The 17,882-nt window shown below is 71.8% G+C and carries 19 protein-coding genes; 8 read left to right on the forward strand and 11 right to left on the reverse strand.

What is annotated here, in order from left to right; genetic code table 11:
- Positions 1 to 33 precede the first annotated feature (33 nt).
- On the reverse strand, positions 34 to 630 hold the full coding sequence (locus ACZ4UV_RS18205; RefSeq protein WP_390046700.1) for a DUF1003 domain-containing protein: 597 nt from the start codon (positions 628 to 630) through the stop codon (positions 34 to 36).
- On the reverse strand, positions 620 to 1,942 hold the full coding sequence (locus ACZ4UV_RS18210) for a magnesium transporter MgtE N-terminal domain-containing protein (RefSeq protein ID WP_451021703.1): 1,323 nt from the start codon (positions 1,940 to 1,942) through the stop codon (positions 620 to 622). Before ACZ4UV_RS18210 ends, ACZ4UV_RS18205 begins: the two co-directional genes overlap by 11 nt.
- A gap of 199 nt (positions 1,943 to 2,141) precedes the next feature.
- Here ACZ4UV_RS18210 and ACZ4UV_RS18215 point away from each other — a divergent pair, with 199 nt between their 5' ends.
- Positions 2,142 to 2,867 carry a hypothetical protein gene (locus tag ACZ4UV_RS18215; RefSeq protein WP_451021702.1) on the forward strand — a complete coding sequence of 242 codons (726 nt, stop codon included), beginning with the start codon at positions 2,142 to 2,144 and terminating at the stop codon, positions 2,865 to 2,867.
- Between the two features lie 49 nt (positions 2,868 to 2,916).
- Here the strand turns inward: ACZ4UV_RS18215 and ACZ4UV_RS18220 are convergent, their stop codons facing one another.
- On the reverse strand, positions 2,917 to 3,429 hold the full coding sequence (locus ACZ4UV_RS18220; protein ID WP_467838927.1) for a hypothetical protein: 513 nt from the start codon (positions 3,427 to 3,429) through the stop codon (positions 2,917 to 2,919).
- A gap of 10 nt (positions 3,430 to 3,439) precedes the next feature.
- Positions 3,440 to 4,570 (reverse strand): magnesium and cobalt transport protein CorA, encoded by a 1,131-nt coding sequence (locus ACZ4UV_RS18225; RefSeq protein WP_451021700.1) that lies wholly within the window; start codon positions 4,568 to 4,570, stop codon positions 3,440 to 3,442.
- A gap of 487 nt (positions 4,571 to 5,057) precedes the next feature.
- Here ACZ4UV_RS18225 and ACZ4UV_RS18230 point away from each other — a divergent pair, with 487 nt between their 5' ends.
- The 4 genes from ACZ4UV_RS18230 to ACZ4UV_RS18245 all read left to right on the forward strand — a co-directional run bounded on the left by ACZ4UV_RS18230 (position 5,058) and on the right by ACZ4UV_RS18245 (position 8,199).
- On the forward strand, positions 5,058 to 5,654 hold the full coding sequence (locus ACZ4UV_RS18230; protein ID WP_451021699.1) for a suppressor of fused domain protein: 597 nt from the start codon (positions 5,058 to 5,060) through the stop codon (positions 5,652 to 5,654).
- Positions 5,655 to 5,839: 185 nt separating this feature from the next.
- On the forward strand, positions 5,840 to 6,481 hold the full coding sequence (locus tag ACZ4UV_RS18235) for a DUF6758 family protein (protein ID WP_351501098.1): 642 nt from the start codon (positions 5,840 to 5,842) through the stop codon (positions 6,479 to 6,481).
- A gap of 200 nt (positions 6,482 to 6,681) precedes the next feature.
- On the forward strand, positions 6,682 to 7,539 hold the full coding sequence (locus ACZ4UV_RS18240; RefSeq protein ID WP_390046711.1) for a PHP domain-containing protein: 858 nt from the start codon (positions 6,682 to 6,684) through the stop codon (positions 7,537 to 7,539).
- 54 nt (positions 7,540 to 7,593) lie between these two features.
- Positions 7,594 to 8,199, forward strand: a complete 606-nt coding sequence (locus ACZ4UV_RS18245; RefSeq protein ID WP_390046713.1) for a MarC family protein — start codon at positions 7,594 to 7,596, stop codon at positions 8,197 to 8,199.
- Positions 8,200 to 8,328: 129 nt separating this feature from the next.
- On the opposite strand, the gene ACZ4UV_RS18250 is transcribed toward ACZ4UV_RS18245, so the two are convergent.
- Complete coding sequence (locus tag ACZ4UV_RS18250) at positions 8,329 to 8,481, reverse strand: hypothetical protein (protein ID WP_089098921.1); 153 nt, start codon at positions 8,479 to 8,481, stop codon at positions 8,329 to 8,331.
- 161 nt (positions 8,482 to 8,642) lie between these two features.
- Between ACZ4UV_RS18250 and ACZ4UV_RS18255 the strand changes: the two genes are divergently transcribed.
- Positions 8,643 to 9,545, forward strand: coding sequence for an NYN domain-containing protein (locus tag ACZ4UV_RS18255; protein ID WP_451021705.1), 903 nt, complete (start codon positions 8,643 to 8,645; stop codon positions 9,543 to 9,545).
- Here the strand turns inward: ACZ4UV_RS18255 and ACZ4UV_RS18260 are convergent.
- Both ACZ4UV_RS18260 and ACZ4UV_RS18265 read right to left on the reverse strand, forming a co-directional pair.
- Positions 9,542 to 10,444: an alpha/beta fold hydrolase gene (locus tag ACZ4UV_RS18260; RefSeq protein ID WP_467838934.1), complete on the reverse strand. Its 903-nt coding sequence runs from the start codon at positions 10,442 to 10,444 to the stop codon at positions 9,542 to 9,544. The two genes, ACZ4UV_RS18255 and ACZ4UV_RS18260, sit on opposite strands and share 4 nt — an antisense overlap.
- 137 nt (positions 10,445 to 10,581) lie before the next feature.
- Positions 10,582 to 13,239: a DEAD/DEAH box helicase gene (locus ACZ4UV_RS18265; protein WP_467838937.1), complete on the reverse strand. Its 2,658-nt coding sequence runs from the start codon at positions 13,237 to 13,239 to the stop codon at positions 10,582 to 10,584.
- Between the two features lie 560 nt (positions 13,240 to 13,799).
- On the opposite strand from ACZ4UV_RS18265, the gene ACZ4UV_RS18270 reads away from it, so the two are divergent.
- Positions 13,800 to 14,546 (forward strand): ferritin-like fold-containing protein, encoded by a 747-nt coding sequence (locus tag ACZ4UV_RS18270; RefSeq protein ID WP_390046719.1) that lies wholly within the window; start codon positions 13,800 to 13,802, stop codon positions 14,544 to 14,546.
- 111 nt (positions 14,547 to 14,657) lie between these two features.
- On the opposite strand, the gene ACZ4UV_RS18275 is transcribed toward ACZ4UV_RS18270, so the two are convergent.
- From ACZ4UV_RS18275 to ACZ4UV_RS18290, 4 genes are all read right to left on the reverse strand, one after another.
- A complete protein-coding gene (locus tag ACZ4UV_RS18275) occupies positions 14,658 to 14,930 on the reverse strand; it encodes a hypothetical protein (protein WP_390046793.1) in 273 nt (90 codons plus the stop codon).
- A gap of 174 nt (positions 14,931 to 15,104) precedes the next feature.
- Complete coding sequence (locus ACZ4UV_RS18280) at positions 15,105 to 15,332, reverse strand: DUF3107 domain-containing protein (RefSeq protein ID WP_046730492.1); 228 nt, start codon at positions 15,330 to 15,332, stop codon at positions 15,105 to 15,107.
- 225 nt (positions 15,333 to 15,557) lie between these two features.
- Entirely contained in the window at positions 15,558 to 16,202 is a 645-nt protein-coding gene (locus ACZ4UV_RS18285; protein WP_451022349.1) for a TetR/AcrR family transcriptional regulator, read from the reverse strand.
- A gap of 177 nt (positions 16,203 to 16,379) precedes the next feature.
- Positions 16,380 to 16,604 (reverse strand): hypothetical protein, encoded by a 225-nt coding sequence (locus ACZ4UV_RS18290; RefSeq protein WP_451022350.1) that lies wholly within the window; start codon positions 16,602 to 16,604, stop codon positions 16,380 to 16,382.
- A 254-nt stretch (positions 16,605 to 16,858) separates the two neighbouring features.
- Between ACZ4UV_RS18290 and ACZ4UV_RS18295 the strand changes: the two genes are divergently transcribed.
- Complete coding sequence (locus ACZ4UV_RS18295) at positions 16,859 to 17,878, forward strand: alpha/beta fold hydrolase (protein ID WP_390046723.1); 1,020 nt, start codon at positions 16,859 to 16,861, stop codon at positions 17,876 to 17,878.
- The last annotated feature ends 4 nt before the right edge of the window (positions 17,879 to 17,882 follow it).

The raw sequence follows: 17,882 nt of genomic DNA on the forward strand, positions 1-17,882 counted from the left end.
GTACGGCGCGGCGCAGGGGCCCTATAACGCCCCTCAGCGGTCGTCTACGTCACGCCTCGCCGACCGTTCTGCCGGGAATACGGCATGTTCGTGATGCCCGTCCCGCCGCTCGTCCATATCCTTCAGCAGGTCCTGGAGCTCGGAGCGGATCCAGTCCCGGGTCGCCACCTCGCCCAGGCCCATGCGCAGGGCGGCGATCTCCCGGGTGAGGTACTCGGTGTCGGCGATGGACCGCTCGTTCTGTTTGCGGTCCTGTTCGAGGTTGACCCGGTCGCGGTCGTCCTGCCTGTTCTGCGCGAGCAGGATCAGCGGGGCCGCGTAGGAGGCCTGCAGGGACAGGGCCAGGGTCAGGAAGATGAACGGGTACTCGTCGAAGCGGAACCGTCCGGGTGCCGCGATGTTCCACAGCACCCAGAGGATGATCACGAACGTCATCCAGACGATGAACCGCCCGGTGCCCAGGAAGCGGGCGATGCGCTCGGAGAGCCGTCCGAAGGCCTCCGGGTCCCACTCGGGCAGCAGCCTGCGCCGCGGCGCGCGCGGCTGGTCCAGGCGGTGACCGCGCGACCGGCCGGCGGCGGTGGCGCCGGACGGCGTCCGCTCACGGCTGCTTTCACGCTCAGGCGCCATGGATCCCCGCCCCCTTCTCCGCCGTCCGCTCCTTCTGATCTCCCTCGTCCCCCTCGTCCAGATGGAACTCGGTCTCCCGCCAGTCCTCCGGCAGCATGTGGTCGAGGACGTCGTCCACGGTCACCGCGCCGAGGAGCGACCCCGCTTCGTCCACCACGGGCGCCGCGACCATGTCGTACGTGGCGAAGAACCCGGCGATGACCGGGAGCGTGGCGTCGGGGTCGAGGGGTTGCAGGTCGTCGTCGGCGACCAGCGAACTGACCAGGGTGTACGGGGGATCGCGCAGCAGCCGCTGGAAGTGCACGGTGCCCAGGTACTTGCCGGTGGGGGTCTCGTCGGGCGGCCGGCAGACGTAGACCTGGGCGGCGAGGGCCGGGGAGAGGTCGGGGTTGCGGACCCGGGCGAGGGCGTCGGCGACGGTCGCGTCGGGTCGCAGGACGATCGGCTCGGTGGTCATCAGACCGCCCGCAGTGTGCTCCTCGTACGACATCAGGCGCCGCATCTCGGCGGCGTCCGCCGGCTGCATCAGGCTCAGCAGCCGTTCCTTGTCCGGTTCGGGGAGCTCGGCGAGCAGGTCGGCCGCGTCGTCCGGGTCCATGGCCTCCAGGACGTCCGCGGCCCGCTCCTCCTTCAACTTGCCGAGGATCTCGATCTGGTCGTCCTCGGGGAGCTCTTCGAGTACGTCGGCCAGACGGTCGTCGTCGAGGGCCGCGGCCACCTCGGCGCGGCGTTTGGGGGAGAGGTGGTGCAGCACGTTGGCGAGGTCGGCGGGGCGCAGCTGCTCGAAGGTGGCGAGCAGGCTCTCGGCGCCCTGGCCGTGCTCCTCCAGGGAGAACCCGGTGACCTGCGACCACTCGACGGTGAGCGTCTCTCCTCTGGCCCGCCGGAAGGCGCCCGTGCGGCCCTTGCGGACGAAGACCCGGTCGATCTCCCAGTCCCGGCGGGCCGGCAGCTGCTGCACGGCCAGGTCGAGGACGGTGACCTCCTCGCCGGTGTCGACCAGCCGGACGCGGCGGTCGAGGAGTTCGCCGAAGACCAGGCGTTCGGTGGGACGCTGCTCGAAGCGGCGGACGTTGACGACGCCGGTGGTGATGACCTGGCCGGACTCGATGCCGGTCACCCGGGTCATGGGCAGGAAGATGCGGCGCCGGGTGGACAGTTCGACGACCAGGCCGAGCAGCCGGGGCGGGCGGCGGCCGACGCGCAGCATGACGACGAGGTCCCGGACCCGGCCCACCTGGTCGCCGGCGGGATCGAAGGCGGGGACACCGGCGAGGTGCGAGACGAAGATGCGGGGAGCGCCGGCTGCCATGGGGTTGCTTCCTTTACCTACCGGGGTACTGCTTGCGTGGTTTTCGGTCCCTTCTGCCCGCTCGGTGGGCTTCAGGCTAGCCCGTACCGATCGGATACGCCCTGGTGGGCGGTCCGGACGGACCGGCTCCGCCGGGCGGCTGGGGCACCGGTACGCTGCGGTACGCCCTGCCGGACCGCTCAGAAAGGTGGCCCTGTCTGTGACCTCGATCGCTCCGGGCCGTACCCGCCACGCCGCACTGGTCACCGCCGTGTGCGCACTGGCCGTCCTCACCGGATGCAGCGAAGACCCGGATGCGGGCACGAACGGGGTGGGCAAGCTGGCGCCGGACGTCATCCAGTCGAAGACGCGGGCGGCGGCATCGTCCGTGGCGACGGTGCGGATGGCGGGGACGGTGGTCACGAGCGGGCGTACGTACGAGCTGGACATGCGCCTGAACGAGGACGGCGGGACCGGGTCCGTCACCTCGAAGGGCTCGACGTTCCAGCTCCTCAGGGTCGGCGACACGCTGTATCTGCAGGCCGACGACAAGTTCTGGAACCACGCCGACGGCAGCGACACGACCGCGGCGACCAAGCTCGACGGCAAGTACGTCAAGGTGCCGCGGACGGATCCCGCGTACAAGAAGTTCAGCGGCTTCACGGACAAGGACGTCCTCCTCTCGGGCCTGCTGACCCTGCACGGCTCGCTCTCGACGGCCGGTCACCACGAGCAGTCGGGTACCCGCACGATCCGCATCACCGGCGACGGCGGCTCCGGCGGCACCCTCGACGTCTCCCTGGACGGCAAGCCGTACCCCCTCCGGCTGGAACGCGGCGGCGGCGCCGGCACCCTCACCTTCTCCGACTGGGGTAAGGACTTCAGCGTGGTCGAACCGGAGAAGGGTGAGACGGTCGACTACGGCAAGCAGCTGCCGGCGTCGTAGCCGGTCACCGCGACCCCGCGGCGGGCTCTGAACCCGGCTCAGGTGTCGGCTACTTGGACTTCCGGCGCCTCGAAAGCAGCCGTGGCAGGGCGGCCGGGACCGGGCGCCGGGTCGTCGCGGGGGAGGAGAGCGGGGGCGCTGCCAGGTTCCCCTCCGGCAGGGGCGATGTCGTCCCGGTCGGGGTCAGGCGCAGCACCCTGCACTCCCTCGCCCAGCGGTCGGTCATCGCCTCGCCGTCGGGGGCGTTGAGGCGTTTGCCCTTCAGCTCCGCCACCGCCGCGTCCCACTCCGGGGTGCCGGCCGCGAGTTCCGTGACCGTCGCCGTCCAGGTGACCAGCCGGCCCCCTTTGTCCTTGCTGCGGACGGTCACCTCCGCCGCCCCCCCGTCGGCCAGCTCGCCCAACGGCTGCTCGGCTCCGTCGCCGACCAGGCACACGCCCCCGTCGGCCCACGCGTGCCACACCGCACGCGCCGTCGCCGCCCCGGCGCCCCGCACCCAGATGAGGCCGGACTTCTTCGTGGCCTCCTCGACGAGGGCCTGGTCGAGCAGCTCGCTTGTCATGGCGACCACCCTAGAGCCAGCCGTTGCGCTTCAGCGTGCGGTGGATGCCGAGACAGATCACCCCGGTGATGGCCATGATCACCGGGTAGCCGTACCGCCAGTGCAGCTCCGGCATGTACTTGAAGTTCATGCCGTACACACCGCACACCATCGTCGGCACGGCGATGATCGCGGCCCAGGACGTGATCTTGCGCATGTCCTCGTTCTGCGCGACGGACGCCTGGGCGAGATTGGCCTGGAGGATGGAGTTGAGGAGTTCGTCGAAGCCGACGACCTGCTCCTGGACGCGGGCGAGGTGGTCGGCGACGTCCCGGAAGTACTTCTGGATGTCGGGGTCGACGAGCCGCATCGGCCGCTCGCTCAGCAGCTGCATGGGGCGCAGCAGGGGCGAGACCGCGCGCTTGAACTCCAGGACCTCGCGCTTGAGCTGGTAGATCCGCGCCGAGTCGACACCGCGGGAGACGCCGCCCCTGCGGCCCGGGGTGAAGACCTCCGTCTCCACCTCGTCGATGTCGTCCTGCACCGCGTCGGCGACGGCGACGTAACCGTCCACGACGTGGTCGGCGATGGCGTGCAGCACCGCCGAGGGGCCCTTGACGAGCAGCTCGGGGTCGTCCTGGAGCCGGTGCCGCAGCGCCCGCAGCGAGCCCTGCCCGCCGTGCCGGACGGTGATGAAGAAGTCCCGGCCGGTGAAGCACATGACCTCGCCGGTCTCCACGACCTCGCTGTTGGCGGTGAGTTGGTCGTGCTCGACGTAGTGGATGGTCTTGAAGACCGTGAAGAGGGAGTCGTCGTACCGCTCCAGCTTCGGGCGCTGGTGGGCCTGTACGGCGTCCTCCACGGCCAGCGGGTGGAGCCCGAACTCGCTCGCGATGCCGGCGAATTCGGCCTCGGTCGGCTCGTGCAGGCCGATCCAGACGAACCCGCCGTCGCGGCGCACCAGCCGCATCGCCTCGTGCGGGGTCAGCGGCTTGCCGGTCTCGACGCGGGCGCCGTCACGGTAGACGGCGCAGTCGACGACGGCCGAGGGCGTACCGGGGTCGCGGGTGGTGTCGTACGCGCCGTTCTCCGGCCGCAGGCTCTTGCGCAGCGAGGGGCGGGACGGGCGGACCACGGCTCGGAGGTCGCGGATCATCGACATGGGCAGGCTCCTTCGCGACAGGCAGCGGAAGACCGCCGAGGAACGGGTGGAACTACCCGGAATGAGGACGTCCTGGCTTCGGATGTTTGGCACGTCCACAAAGCGGGGAGCACCGCACCGTTGCGGTGGCGACTTCGCTACTGATTCAGATCAGACGAACGGATCCAGACAGATCCGGAACGGACCGGTCAGAGGGATCAGGCAAGCGAAACGAAGTGCTCTTCCGAACGACAACGCGCACGAAAAGGCGGCAGCCAGCCAGAGAAAGAGATTCAGAGGCCGGAAGAGCGAGTGGTACTGCACGGGTGACTTCGATCCATGACAGCCCCACCTCCTCCAGCCGGTCCCTCGTAAGGGAGTCCTGTCGGCGTCGGGGTCTGACCGCGACGCGCTGCGTGCTGCCCCGAACCACCGCGGTCAGAGTAGCAGCAGCCCTCGGTGTCAAGGCGCCGCTTTGCCCGGTACTGACGAGTTCTATGCTCGCGACATGGCTGAAGTTCTTCCTCTGGTCGAGGCCCGGTTGACCACCGCACTGGGCGAACCGGACGCGCGCGCGGCGGTCACCTTCCTCGGTACGGACCGCATCGAGGTGCTCCGTTTCCACGAGGACCTCCAGGGCGAGAACGTCGTCCGCTACGCCACGCTCGGCATGTCCGCGCACCCCATGGCCGACCCCACCGCGATGGTCGCGGACCCCGTCAAGGGGCCGCGCGCCGAGCTGGTCCTGTCGGTCCGGGCCGGGCTCGCCGAGACCGACAAGGTGCTCCGCGCGCTCGCCGTACTCGCGGCTTCCCCGCAGGTGGAGGGCCTGGTCGTGACGCCCGGCGCGTCGCTGGACGTGGGTGACCCGCTGTGGCCGGGCGCGCCCTTCACCTCCGTCCTGGTCGGCGAGCCGGGCGGTCTCGTCGAGGATCTGGAGCTGGACGAGCCCCTCGACCCCGTACGGTTCCTGCCGCTGCTGCCGATGACGCCGAACGAGGCCGCCTGGAAGCGCGTGCACGGCGCCGGCGCCCTCCAGGAACGCTGGCTCGCCAACGGGGCCGATCTCCGGGACCCGCACCGGAAATCCGTCCCGCTGGACTGACACGGGGTGAGCAAGCTCACCAAGCGGCATTCACCGTCGGTCAGTTGGCAAGCCGGCCGGCAGGCAGGGCGATCCTGTCGCCGGCGGCGTGCCGCCCGGCGGGAGCCGCTCGTCCACACGGTCGCGTGCGCTGGACGGGTGATCGTCCTTGACGTGGGGGATCCTGGGTAGGACCGTGGGGCTCTATGAGGGGCGAACCCAGTTGCCCGAAGTGTGGTGGCCGGGTCAGGGCTCCCGGACTCTTCGCCGACACCTGGCAGTGCGATGTCCACGGGACCGTGCATCCGGTACAGCCCGTGATCCCGCCCAGCGTCGAGGCCCTCGGTGTGGTGGTGCACCGCACCCAGGTTCCGGTGTGGATGCCCTGGCCGCTGCCGGTCGGATGGCTGTTCACGGGTGTGGCGTGTGCCGGTGACGACCGCAGCGGGGGGCGCGCGACCGCGGTCGCCTGCTCCGGACCCGCGCCGCTCGGCGGCATAGGGGAGATGATCCTGGTCGCCGAGGAGCTGGGGGTCGGTCTCGGGGCCCGGTACGCGGGGATCGACGGGCCGGATCCGGGGCCGTACCTGAACGTGGAGAAGCCGCCGCAGGCGAAGGTGCTGGCGGCGGGGCGGCCGACGCCGTTGTGGCACGTCACCGGCGCGCCGGACGACCGGGCCGTCTTCGCGGGCGAGGCCCGCGGGCTGTGGCTGTGGGCCGTGGTGTGGCCCGAGCAGACGGGTCTGCTGATGTACGACGAGCTGGTGCTGACCGATCTGCGGGACGCGGGGGCCGAGGTGGACCTGGTGCCGTGCGGGGCGTTGTCGCCGCGGTTGCTGGAGCCCTAGGCGGGTGCCGTACGTGGGCGGCTGCGGCGCCGTTGTGGCTTGTCGCGCAGATCCTCCCCAGCCTTCGGCCGGGGGTACCCCCAGCGCCCCTGGGTAGGGCAGGTAAAGGGTGCTCACAGGTTGCGGGTGTGACAGGGCACCCGCCACCGGCCGCTATCCTTGACGCGTCCCATCCGTACCGTCCCGCTGGAGTCTGTGTCGTGCGCATCGATCTGCACTGCCACTCCACCGCCTCCGACGGTACGGACACCCCGGCCGAGCTGGTGCGCAACGCCGCCGCTGCCGGTCTTGACGTGGTCGCACTGACCGATCACGACACCACCCGCGGGTACGCCGAGGCCATCGCCGCGCTGCCCGAGGGGCTCACCCTGGTCACCGGGGCCGAGCTGTCCTGCCGTGTCGACGGCGTCTCCATGCACATGCTGGCCTACCTCTTCGACCCCGAGGAGCCCGATCTGCTCGCCGAGCGCGAGCTGGTCCGGGACGACCGGGTGCCGCGCGCGCAGGGCATGATCGCCAAGCTGAACGCGCTGGGCGTGCCGGTCACCTGGGAGCAGGTGAAGCGGATCGCCGGGGACGGTTCGGTCGGGCGGCCGCACGTCGCCTCCGCACTCGTCGAGCTCGGCGTCGTGCCGACCGTGAGCGACGCCTTCACCGAGGAGTGGCTGGCCGACGGCGGACGGGCCTTCGTGGAGAAGCACGAGACCGACCCCTTCGAGGCGATCCGGCTGGTCAAGGGCGCCGGCGGAGTGTGCGTGTTCGCGCACCCTGCCGCCGCCAAGCGCGGACGTACGGTCCCCGAGTCGGCGATTGCCGAGATGGCCGCGGCCGGTCTCGACGGCATCGAGGTCGACCACATGGACCACGACGAGGACACCCGCGCACGGCTGCGAGGGCTCGCCGGGGAGCTGGGGCTGCTGGTCACGGGGTCGTCCGACTACCACGGCAGCCGCAAGACGGTGACGCTGGGCGAGTACACCACCGACCCCGAGGTGTACGGCGAGATCACCCGCCGGGCGACCGGTGCGTTTCCCGTCCCGGGGACCGGCGGAGCCTGAGGCCCGGCCCTCGCCCGTCCAAGACCCTCCTCCCGCAAGGCCTGTAGCACCCCCATGTTCGATCTCGCCGTCTTCGGCTCCCTCTTCCTGACCCTCTTCGTCATCATGGATCCCCCGGGGATCACCCCGATCTTCCTCGCCCTCACCGCCGGCCGGCCCGGCAAGGTGCAGAAGCGGATGGCCTTCCAGGCCGTGTGCGTGGCGGGCGGTGTGATCACGGTCTTCGGGCTGCTGGGGCACCAGATCCTGGACTACCTGCACGTCTCCGTGCCCGCGCTGATGATCGCGGGCGGCCTGCTGCTCCTGCTCATCGCCCTGGACCTGCTCACCGGCAAGAACGACGAGCCGAAGCAGACCAAGGACGTCAACGTGGCCCTGGTGCCGCTGGGCATGCCGCTGCTGGCCGGCCCCGGTGCCATCGTGTCGGTCATCCTCGCCGTGCAGAAGGCCGACAGCGTGGCCATGCAGGTGTCCGTGTGGGCCGCGATCCTCGCCATCCATGCCGTGCTCTGGCTGGTGATGCGGTACTCGCTGCTGATCATCCGGGTCATCAAGGACGGCGGTGTGGTCCTGGTGACGCGGCTCGCGGGCATGATGCTCTCCGCGATCGCCGTGCAGCAGATCATCAACGGTGTCACCCAGGTGATCAAGGGCGCTTAGCGCGGCGCAGCAGCCCTGCAAACGCAGAGCCCCCGTACGGCGTGTGCCGTACGGGGGCTCTGAAGACTGTGCGGTGCTCCGCGTGTCGTCGGTGTGGCTGTTCTCGTCTGTCGTTGTCGCGTCGTCTTGTTACGAAGCCTGGGTCTCGGCCGGTCGGATCCACAGGCGCTGCCCCACGGCGGCGGCCTGCTGAACGATCCTGCTGACGGAGGCGGCGTCCACGACAGTGCTGTCCACGGTGGTGCCGTCGACCTCGTCGAGTCGCATGATTTCGAAGCGCATGGCCTCTCCCTTCGTCGTCCTGTTCCGTAGCAGTCAACGGCTTGCGTGTTACAAACATTCCCTACGCTAAAGAAATTTTTCGAACGTCTAATTACTGACGGGTAAGAGTGTGCGGGAGACTGACCGGGACCGGTTGTGTTCGCAGCGTGACCGCCGGGACAATGGAGGTGATGAACGACGACCTCGCCGCCCTCCAGGCCCGTATCGACCGTACGAACGAGCTGCTCACCCGCATGCTCGCCGAAGTGGCCAAGACGCCCTCGACGCACGCCATCTTCGTGGACGCGGGCTACCTCTACGCGGCCACGGGCCGGCTCGTCGCCGGGACGGAGGACCGCCGCGCCTTCGACCTCGACGCCGAAGGACTGATCGAAGCGCTCATCGACAAGGCGCGCCAGATCTTCGCCGACAGCCGGCTGCTGCGCGTCTACTGGTACGACGGCGCCCGCCGCCGCATCCACACCGCCGAGCAGCAGGGCATCGCCGAACTCCCCGACGTCAAGGTCCGCCTCGGCAACCTCAACGCCAACAACCAGCAGAAGGGCGTCGACTCCCTGATCCGCACGGACCTGGAGTCACTGGCCCGGCACCGCGCCATCAGCGACGCGGCCCTGCTCGGCGGCGACGAGGACCTGGTCTCCGCGGTCGAGGCCGCCCAGGGGTACGGCGCCCGCGTCCACCTGTGGGGCATCGAGGCCCCCGAGGGCCGCAACCAGGCCGAGCCGCTGCTCTGGGAGGTCGACAGCCAGCGCACCCTCGACCTCGAGTTCTTCAAGCCGTACGTCTCCAGACGCGCCGCGCCCGCCTACGAGGCGGGCGCGACCAGACCCACCCGCGAGGACGTCCGGTTCATCGGCGCGCAGATCGCCGCGAAGTGGCTCTCCTCGCGAGGCCGTGAGGCGCTCGTCGAACTGCTGCCCGGCCACCCCTACCTGCCGGGCTCCGTGGACCAGGACCTCCTCGTCGAGGCCGAGGGGATGCTCCAGTACTCCCTGCGCGGCCAGGCCGACCTGCGCCGCGCCCTGCGGGACGGCTTCTGGGAGCACCTCCGGACGCAGTACTAGCCCTCGTCCCGGCCCACGGGGCCGGCGCCGTCCCAGAAGTCCGCGAGCGCCTCGGCGGTGGCGGCGGACCGCTCGGTGTTGGGCGAGTGCTCCGCCCCCTCGATCACCGTCCGGCGCGCCCGCAGCCGCAGCGCCATGTCGTCCAGCAGCGGTACCGGCCAGGTGTCGTCCCGCGCGCCCGACAGGACGTGGAAGGGCAGCGGTACGGTGGCGAGTTCCGCGACGCGGTCCGGCTCGGTGCACAACTGGCGGCCGGTGGCGAGCAGTTGGGCCGGCTTGTTGCCCAGCCAGCGGCGCCGCAGATCCTCGCCGTCCTCCAGGCCCTCCTCGGGCGCGTCCGGTTCCTCCAGCTCCTCCGGTGCCTCCATGGCCTGCATGGCCTCCCACACCTCGGCCATCGACATCACGGCGAGCGCGTCCCGGAGGAGCTTCACGCGCTGCTGCTGGGAGGAGGAGATCTGCGCCGGACCCGAGGCCATCAGGGTCAGCGAGCGGAACGGCGTGTGGTCGAGGAGCACGGCCGCGCGGGCGATCTGCCCGCCGAGCGAGTGCCCCAGCAGATGCACCGGCAGGCCCGCGCCGACCGCCGCCGCCTGCGCGAGCACGTCCCGCGCCAGCTCCTCCTGGGCGTACGCCGATTCGTCGTCCGCCGGCCCCTCCGACTCGAACTGCCCGCGCCCGTCCACGGCGACCGTCCGGTACCCGCGCCGCCCCAGTGCCTCGTGCAGCCGGTTGAAGTCCTCCTTGCTCCCGGTGAACCCGGGCAGCAGCACCGCGACCCCCCTGGGCTCGACCCCGGCGGCCACGGGCGCGTCGACGACGGCGAACTCCCCCCGATCGGTGGCGAGCGCGTACGCACGGGCACCGGCGGGCGGGACGAAGGTACGAGGCCTGCTCATGGGGGAGAGGGTATCCGCAGCGGGGTGACCGGCCGGGAGCCGGTGGGCGAATCCCGGCACCGGGCACCGCCCGGCGTTGCGGAGACGCCGACGGCCCGGACCACACGGGGTGGTCCGGGCCGTCGTCACGCGCGTGCTCAGGCCTCCGGGGCCGCGGCGGTCGCCTTGCGGGTCCGGCGGGCCTTCGGCTTCGCCTCCGCGTCGGCCGCCTCGACGGATCCGGCGGTCTCGGCGGACTCGGCCGCCTTGCGGGTGGCGCGCCGCCTCGGCTTCGCCTCCGGCTCCTCGGTGGCCTGCGCCGGGATCTCCGCGGTGGCGGCGGCTGCCGTCTTGCGGGTGCGGCGGGGCTTGGCCTCGGTGGCTTCGGCGGTGTCCACCGCGGCTTCGGCGGCGGCTGCCGTCTTCCGGGTGCGGCGCGGCTTGGGCGCCGCCTCCGCCTCGGCGGTCTCCGGGGCGGCGGCTGCCGTCTTGCGGGTCCGACGGGGCTTCGCCTCGGCGACTGCCGCCGCCTCGACCGTTTCCGTCTCGGCGGCGGTCGCCGTCGCCTTGCGGGTGCGGCGCGGCTTGGCCTCGACGGCTTCGGCGGTGTCCACCGCGGCTTCGGCGGCCGCGGCCGTCTTCCGGGTTCGGCGCGGCTTGGGCGCGGCTTCGGCCTCGGCCGTCTCCGGGGCGGCGGTCGCCGTCGCCTTGCGGGTGCGGCGGGGCTTGGCCTCGGTGGCTTCGGCGGTGTCCACCGCGGCTTCGGCGGCCGCGGCCGTCTTCCGGGTCCGGCGCGGCTTGGGCGCGGCCTCGGCCTCCGCCTCGGCGGCCACCGCAGGCTCGACCGGCTCCGCGGCCTTGCGGGTACGGCGCCGGGCCGGGGCCACCGGGGCCTCGACGGCCTCCGCCGGAGCCTGCGCGACCTCGGTCACGGGCTCGGCGGCCTTACGCACACGGCGGCGCGGCGTGGCCTCGACGGCCTCCGCGGTGTCCACTGCGGCCTCGGCGGCGGCAGCTGCCGTCTTCCGGGTCCGGCGCGGCTTCGGCTCCACCACGGCCTCGATCGCCTCGACGACCGCCTCGACGGCTGCCACCTCGGGTGCCTCGGCCGTCTTGCGGGTGCGGCGGCGTGCGGGGGCCGCCGGGGCCTCCTCGGCCACCGGTGCCTCGGTCGCCACCGGCGTCGTCGCCTCCGCCACCGGCGCGGCCTCCGCGGACCGGCGGGTGCGACGGCGGCGCGGCTTCTCCGCCGCGGCCGGCTCCACGACGGCCTCGACCGTCTCGACGACGGCCTCCGGCGTCACGGTCACCGGGGCGGCGGCCGCCACCGGCTCCTGCGACGCCCCGTTGCGGGTACGGCGACGGCGGCGCGGGGTCCGGGTGCCCGTCGGCTCCGACGCCGCGAGGGCGTCGTCGGCGGAGGCGGGCGGCGCGGCCTCGGCGGACGGCGCCGTGGACGCCGAACCGGACGTCTGGTCCAGGGCCGAACCGCCGCGCGTGCGACGGCGACGGCGCGGGGTGCGGGCCGGGCGCTCGCGCTCCTCGGTACGAGCCTCGCCGCGCGCCTCGCCGCGCGCCTCGCCTCGGCCGCCCCGGCCACCGCGACCGCGGCCTCCGCGGCCACCGGTCTCGCCCAGGTCCTCCAGCTCCTCCGCGTCGAGCCCGGCGCGGGTGCGCTCCGAGCGCGGCAGGACACCCTTGGTGCCCGCGGGGATCTTCAGGTCCTCGAAGAAGTGCGGGGAGGTCGAGTACGTCTCCACCGGGTCGTGGAACTTCAGCTCCAGCGCCTTGTTGATGAGCTGCCAGCGCGGGATGTCGTCCCAGTCGACGAACGTGATCGCCGTACCCGAGGCGCCCGCGCGGCCGGTACGGCCGACCCGGTGCAGGTACGTCTTCTCGTCCTCGGGGGACTGGTAGTTGATGACGTGCGTCACGCCCTCGACGTCGATGCCACGCGCGGCGACGTCGGTGCAGACGAGGACGTCCACCTTGCCGTTGCGGAACGCGCGCAGCGCCTGCTCGCGGGCGCCCTGGCCCAGGTCGCCGTGGACGGCGCCGGAGGCGAAGCCGCGGCGCTGGAGCTGCTCGGCGATGTCGGCGGCGGTGCGCTTGGTGCGGCAGAAGATCATCGCGAGCCCGCGGCCCTCGGCCTGCAGTATGCGCGCGATCATCTCCGGCTTGTCCATGGAGTGCGCGCGGTAGACGAACTGCGCGATGTTCGCGACGGTCGCGCCCTCGTCGTCCGGCGCGGTGGCGCGGATGTGGGTGGGCTGGCTCATGTACCGGCGCGCGAGGCCGATGACCGCGCCCGGCATGGTCGCCGAGAACAGCATGGTCTGGCGCTTCGCCGGAAGCATGTCGATGATCTTCTCGACGTCCGGCAGGAAGCCCAGGTCGAGCATCTCGTCGGCCTCGTCGAGGACGAGCGACTTGATGTGCTTGAGGTTGAGCTTCTTCTGCCCGGCGAGGTCGAGCAGGCGGCCCGGGGTGCCGACGACCACGTCGACGCCCTTCTTCAGGGCCTCGACCTGCGGCTCGTAGGCCCGGCCGCCGTAGATCGCCATCACGCGTACGTTACGGACCTTGCCGGCGGTCAGGAGGTCGTTGGTGACCTGGGTGCAGAGCTCGCGCGTGGGGACGACGACGAGCGCCTGCGGGGCGTCGGTGAGGGCCTCGGGGGCGGCGCGGCCGGCCTCCACGTCGGCGGGGACGGTGACGCGCTCCAGGAGCGGCAGACCGAAACCGAGGGTCTTGCCGGTGCCGGTCTTGGCCTGGCCGATGACGTCGGTGCCGGACAGGGCGACCGGGAGCGTCATCTCCTGGATGGGGAAGGGGTTGATGATGCCGACGGCTTCCAGGGCCTCGGCGGTCTCGGGAAGGATTCCGAGCTCACGAAACGTCGTAGTCAGGGTGCTGCCTCTTCTGTGTGGCGCGGCGCGAGGCGAGCGCGGGGGTCTTTGACGGACCGTGCCGGGGACGTCGGCTGCCTTACGGGCGGGCCGTGGGGGGCACGCCGTAGTGCACGGGACCTCTGCCGACGCTCTAGCGCTCGTACCGCTGAGGGTGTGTCCCTCCGGTCGTCGTACGCACAGTGCCGTACGACACGGGAGGGCTGTCGGGTCGGAGCCGATCGGGCCACCGACCGGGCATCCTCATACGTGCGGCCTGTCGAGGTACGTCGGAATTCGACGGCGTACCAGCAGGCGCATTACCACCATACCCCGGAATCGTGCACATGCGATGGCCGATTTGGTCACGTCGTGGTAGTCACAGTGGTTGACCAGGGGCTTCCCCGGGACTTCTCAGGGTCCCGTGGGACTTTCCGGGTCCGGCCCGGTCTTCCCCAGGGCTTCCCCGGGGTCGCGGGCGGGCTATTGTGCGCTTCATGACGAGCTCTGACAAGCCTGAGACCGCCTCCGCCGAACCGACCGGTGTCGCCGCCCAGGACTGGGCGCAGGCGGCCGCCGACCCGCACTACCGTGCCGCGGTCGTGGACCTGCTCGGTGCCCTCGCGTACGGCGAGCTCGCGGCGTTCGAGCGGCTCGCGGAGGACGCCAAGCTGGCACCCTCGCTGGGGGACAAGGCCGAGCTGGCGAAGATGGCGTCGGCCGAGTTCCACCACTTCGAGCGGCTGCGTGACCGGCTGACGGAGATCGGCGAGGACGCCACGCAGGCGATGGAGCCGTTCGTCGCGGCCCTCGACGGCTTCCACCGGCAGACGGCGCCGTCCGACTGGCTGGAGGGCCTGGTCAAGGCGTACGTCGGCGACTCGATCGCCAGTGACTTCTACCGGGAGGTCGCGGCCCGCCTCGACTCCGACACCCGCGAACTGGTGCTGGCCGTCCTCGACGACACCGGGCACGCCGGGTTCGCGGTGGAGAAGGTGCGCGCGGCGATCGACGTCGACCCGCGGGTGGGGGGCCGACTGGCCCTGTGGGCACGGCGGTTGATGGGGGAGGCGCTGTCGCAGTCCCAGCGGGTGGTCGCCGACCGGGACGCACTGTCGACCATGCTGGTCGGGGGCGTGGCCGACGGGTTCGACCTCGCCGAGGTGGGCCGGATGTTCTCGCGGATCACCGAGGCGCACACGAAGCGGATGGCTGCGCTGGGGCTGGCGGCGTAGCGCTCCGCGGGGGGTGGTTCCGGGGGTTGCGCGGCCTTGGCCGGTGGGGCTGATCGCGCAGTTCCTCCCCCAGCCTTCGGCTGGGGGTACCCCCAGCGTCCCTTCGGGGCGCTAGGCCGGGATCGATCGTCGGCGCAGGTGGCGGCCCGCCGGGCGGAGCAGCAGCGACAGGGACGCCGCCGAGACGATCGCCGCGCCCAGAAGACTGACCAGGACCGTGCCGGGGCCGAGCGCGCTGTGCGTGACGAAGTCGCCGAAGAGGGCTCCCGCGACACCCGTGCAGAACACCAGGGGACGGGCCGGGAGCCGGTGGGACAGCCGACTGGTCGCGGCCCACGACAGGGCCAGGCCGAGCAGGGCGGATCCAAGGACTTCCAGGAGCATCACGAGGGGTCCCTCCCACGGCCGGCCGGCGCTTCACGGTCGTAGCCCGTCATACCCGTGACCTGCGGAATGCAATCCTCCTCTGTGGACGACTTGTGGGCCGTGTGTGGAAGGCGGACATGACGGAGGGGCCGGGCGGACACACGTCCGCCCGGCCCCTCCGTGCTGCTGTGGTCAGACCGCGCTGAAGCCGACCTTGCGCACCGTCGGCTCGCCGAGCTCGATGTACGCCAGGCGGTCCGTCGGGACCAGGACCTTGCGGCCGCGCTCGTCCTCCAGGGACAGCACCTGTGACTTGCCGGCCAGCGCGTCGGCGACGAGGCGCTCGACCTCCTCGGCGTTCAGACCGCTCTCCAGAACGATCTCGCGGGGCGCGTGCTGCACGCCGATCTTGACCTCCACGGCTATGTCCCTCCGACGGTCAGTGAAGTGCGCGACCTTCCGCGCCGTACGCAGCACACATTAGCCCGGTGAGGGGACGTACACGCTGCGCACGTCCACGCCAGGAGCGAACAGCGAACGGGAATTCCTCCCGGCGGTGCCGTCGGCAGCGCTGACAGCCGTTCTGTCGGCAACGGTGTCAGCGGTGCTGTCGGCAACGGTGTCAGCGGCGGCGTCAGGGGCGTGTCAGTGGTGCGCGTCGATGCCGTGCAGCGGGAAACCCGCGATGCCCCGCCAGGCCAGCGAGGTCAGCAGCTGGACCGCCTGGTCGCGCGGGACGGTGCGGTCGCTGTGCAGCCAGGAACGGGCCACCACCTGGGCGAGACCGCCGAGGCCGGAGGCGAGCAGCATCGACTCGGCGCGCGGCAGGCCGGTGTCCTCGGCGATGACCTCGCAGATCGCCTCGGCGCACTCGGTGGTGACCTTGTCGACGCGTTCGCGTACCGCGGGCTCGTTCGTCAGGTCGGACTCGAAGACCAGACGGAAGGCCCCGCCGTCGTCCTCGACGTACGCGAAGTACGCGTCCATGGTCGCCCGGACCCGCTGCTTGTTGTCGGTCGTCGACGCGAGCGCGCCGCGCACCGCCTGGATCAGGGCCTCGCAGTGCTGGTCCAGCAGGGCCAGGTAGAGATCGAGCTTGCCCGGGAAGTGCTGGTAGAGCACCGGCTTGCTGACCCCGGCGCGTTCGGCGATGTCGTCCATCGCGGCTGCGTGGTACCCCTGTGCGACGAATACTTCCTGGGCGGCGCCCAGCAGCTGGTTCCGTCGGGCACGGCGCGGCAGGCGAGTGCCCCGCGGGCGTGCCGCCTCTGTCTGCTCGATGGCTGTCACGCCGCCTCCCAATGTCGTCCGCGTGCGGATCGCTCCGCGCGGCCATCGTACTTTTCGGTAACCGTGCTGTGCGCGGTGCGAGCGCAGAATTTCACGTACCGGACGACGGCGAAAGCCGTACCGGGAAATACCGGGACATGCGGACAGCCCAGGTGGGCCCGCCGCAGCCGGTCGCGGTCAGCGGTAGTCCTCCTCGTCGATGGAGACCACCCGCGCCTGTTCGATGAGATCGGCCTCGTTCGCGCGGTCCGGCTCCACGCCGGTGAGCGGGTCGTCGTGGGACGGCGTGACGTCCGTGTGCTGCTCGGCTGCGTCGCTCTCAGGGGCCTCGACATCGATCTCCGGGGCGTCCTCCGCCTCCAGATCGTCGAGCACGTCGGGGTCGGTGGGGTCATGGGCCATGGTGGGCTCCCTTCCTCGGAAGATCCCTGGCGGAAGCAGGGGCCACAAACGGGTGCCCTGTTTACGAGCGTAGGAGACACCGGATGCGGACGCTATGCCATCAGCGGCCGTTCGCTCCGTACGGCAGTCGGCCCTTCACCCCGAGCCTTGCGCGACTCGGGTGCGACTCGTGTGCGGTCCGGGGGCAGCTCACCGGGTGGCTCTGTGACGGCGAACACACGAACCACTGTGTGATCGTCTCGTAACATTGGCCCATGTCTTCGACCGAACTGCCCTCCGTGCCGCCCACCAGCGTGCTCCCCGAGGCGGCGGCAGTCAGAGTCGCGGAGGGCGAGCGACTGCGGTCGGTCCGACTGCCCGGCGTCACCCTCTCGGTCCGTGCGCGGCCGCCCGCGCGCGAGGGCCTGCCGCCCGCGCTGTACATCCACGGGCTCGGCGGCTCCTCGCAGAACTGGTCGCAGCTGATGGAGCAGCTCGAAGGGGTCGTGGACGGCGAGGCGGTCGACCTGCCGGGCTTCGGCGACTCGCCGCCGCCGGACGACGGCGACTACTCCGTCACCGGGCACGCGCGCGCGGTCATCCGCTACCTCGACGCGGCCGGCCGCGGTCCGGTCCACCTCTTCGGCAACTCCCTCGGCGGCGCGGTCTCCACCCGCGTCGCCGCCGTCCGCCCGGACCTCGTCCGTACCCTCACGCTCGTCTCGCCGGCCCTGCCCGAGCTGCGCGTACAGCGCACCGCGATGCCGACGGTCCTGCTCGGCCTCCCCGGCATCGCCGGGCTTCTCACCCGTACGACCGGCAAGTGGACCGCCGAGCAGCGGGTACGGGGCGTGCTGGCCCTCTGCTACGGCGACCCCAGCCGGGTGACACCGGAGGCGTTCGAGCACGCGGTGGAGGAGCTGGAACGGCGGCTGCGGCTGCCGTACTTCTGGGACGCGATGGCGCGGTCGGCGCGCGGGATCGTCAACGCGTACACGCTGGGCGGCCAGCACGGGCTCTGGCGCCAGGCCGAGCGCGTCCTCGCTCCGACCCTGCTGATCTACGGCGGCCGCGACCAGCTCGTCGGCTACCGCATGGCCCACAAGGCCGCGCGCAGCTTCCGCCACTCCCGGCTGCTCTCCATGCCGGACGCCGGGCACGTGGCGATGATGGAGTACCCGGGGGCGGTGGCCGGGGCGTTCCGTGAACTCCTCGCCTCCGCCGACAGGCTGGGCGACGGACCGGCTTCCGGGGCCGTCGGCGGCGGTCCGGCCGCGCCGGGCGCGGGGAGCTGAGGGG

It is taken from the genome of Streptomyces sp. NPDC028289, assembly GCF_055565975.1.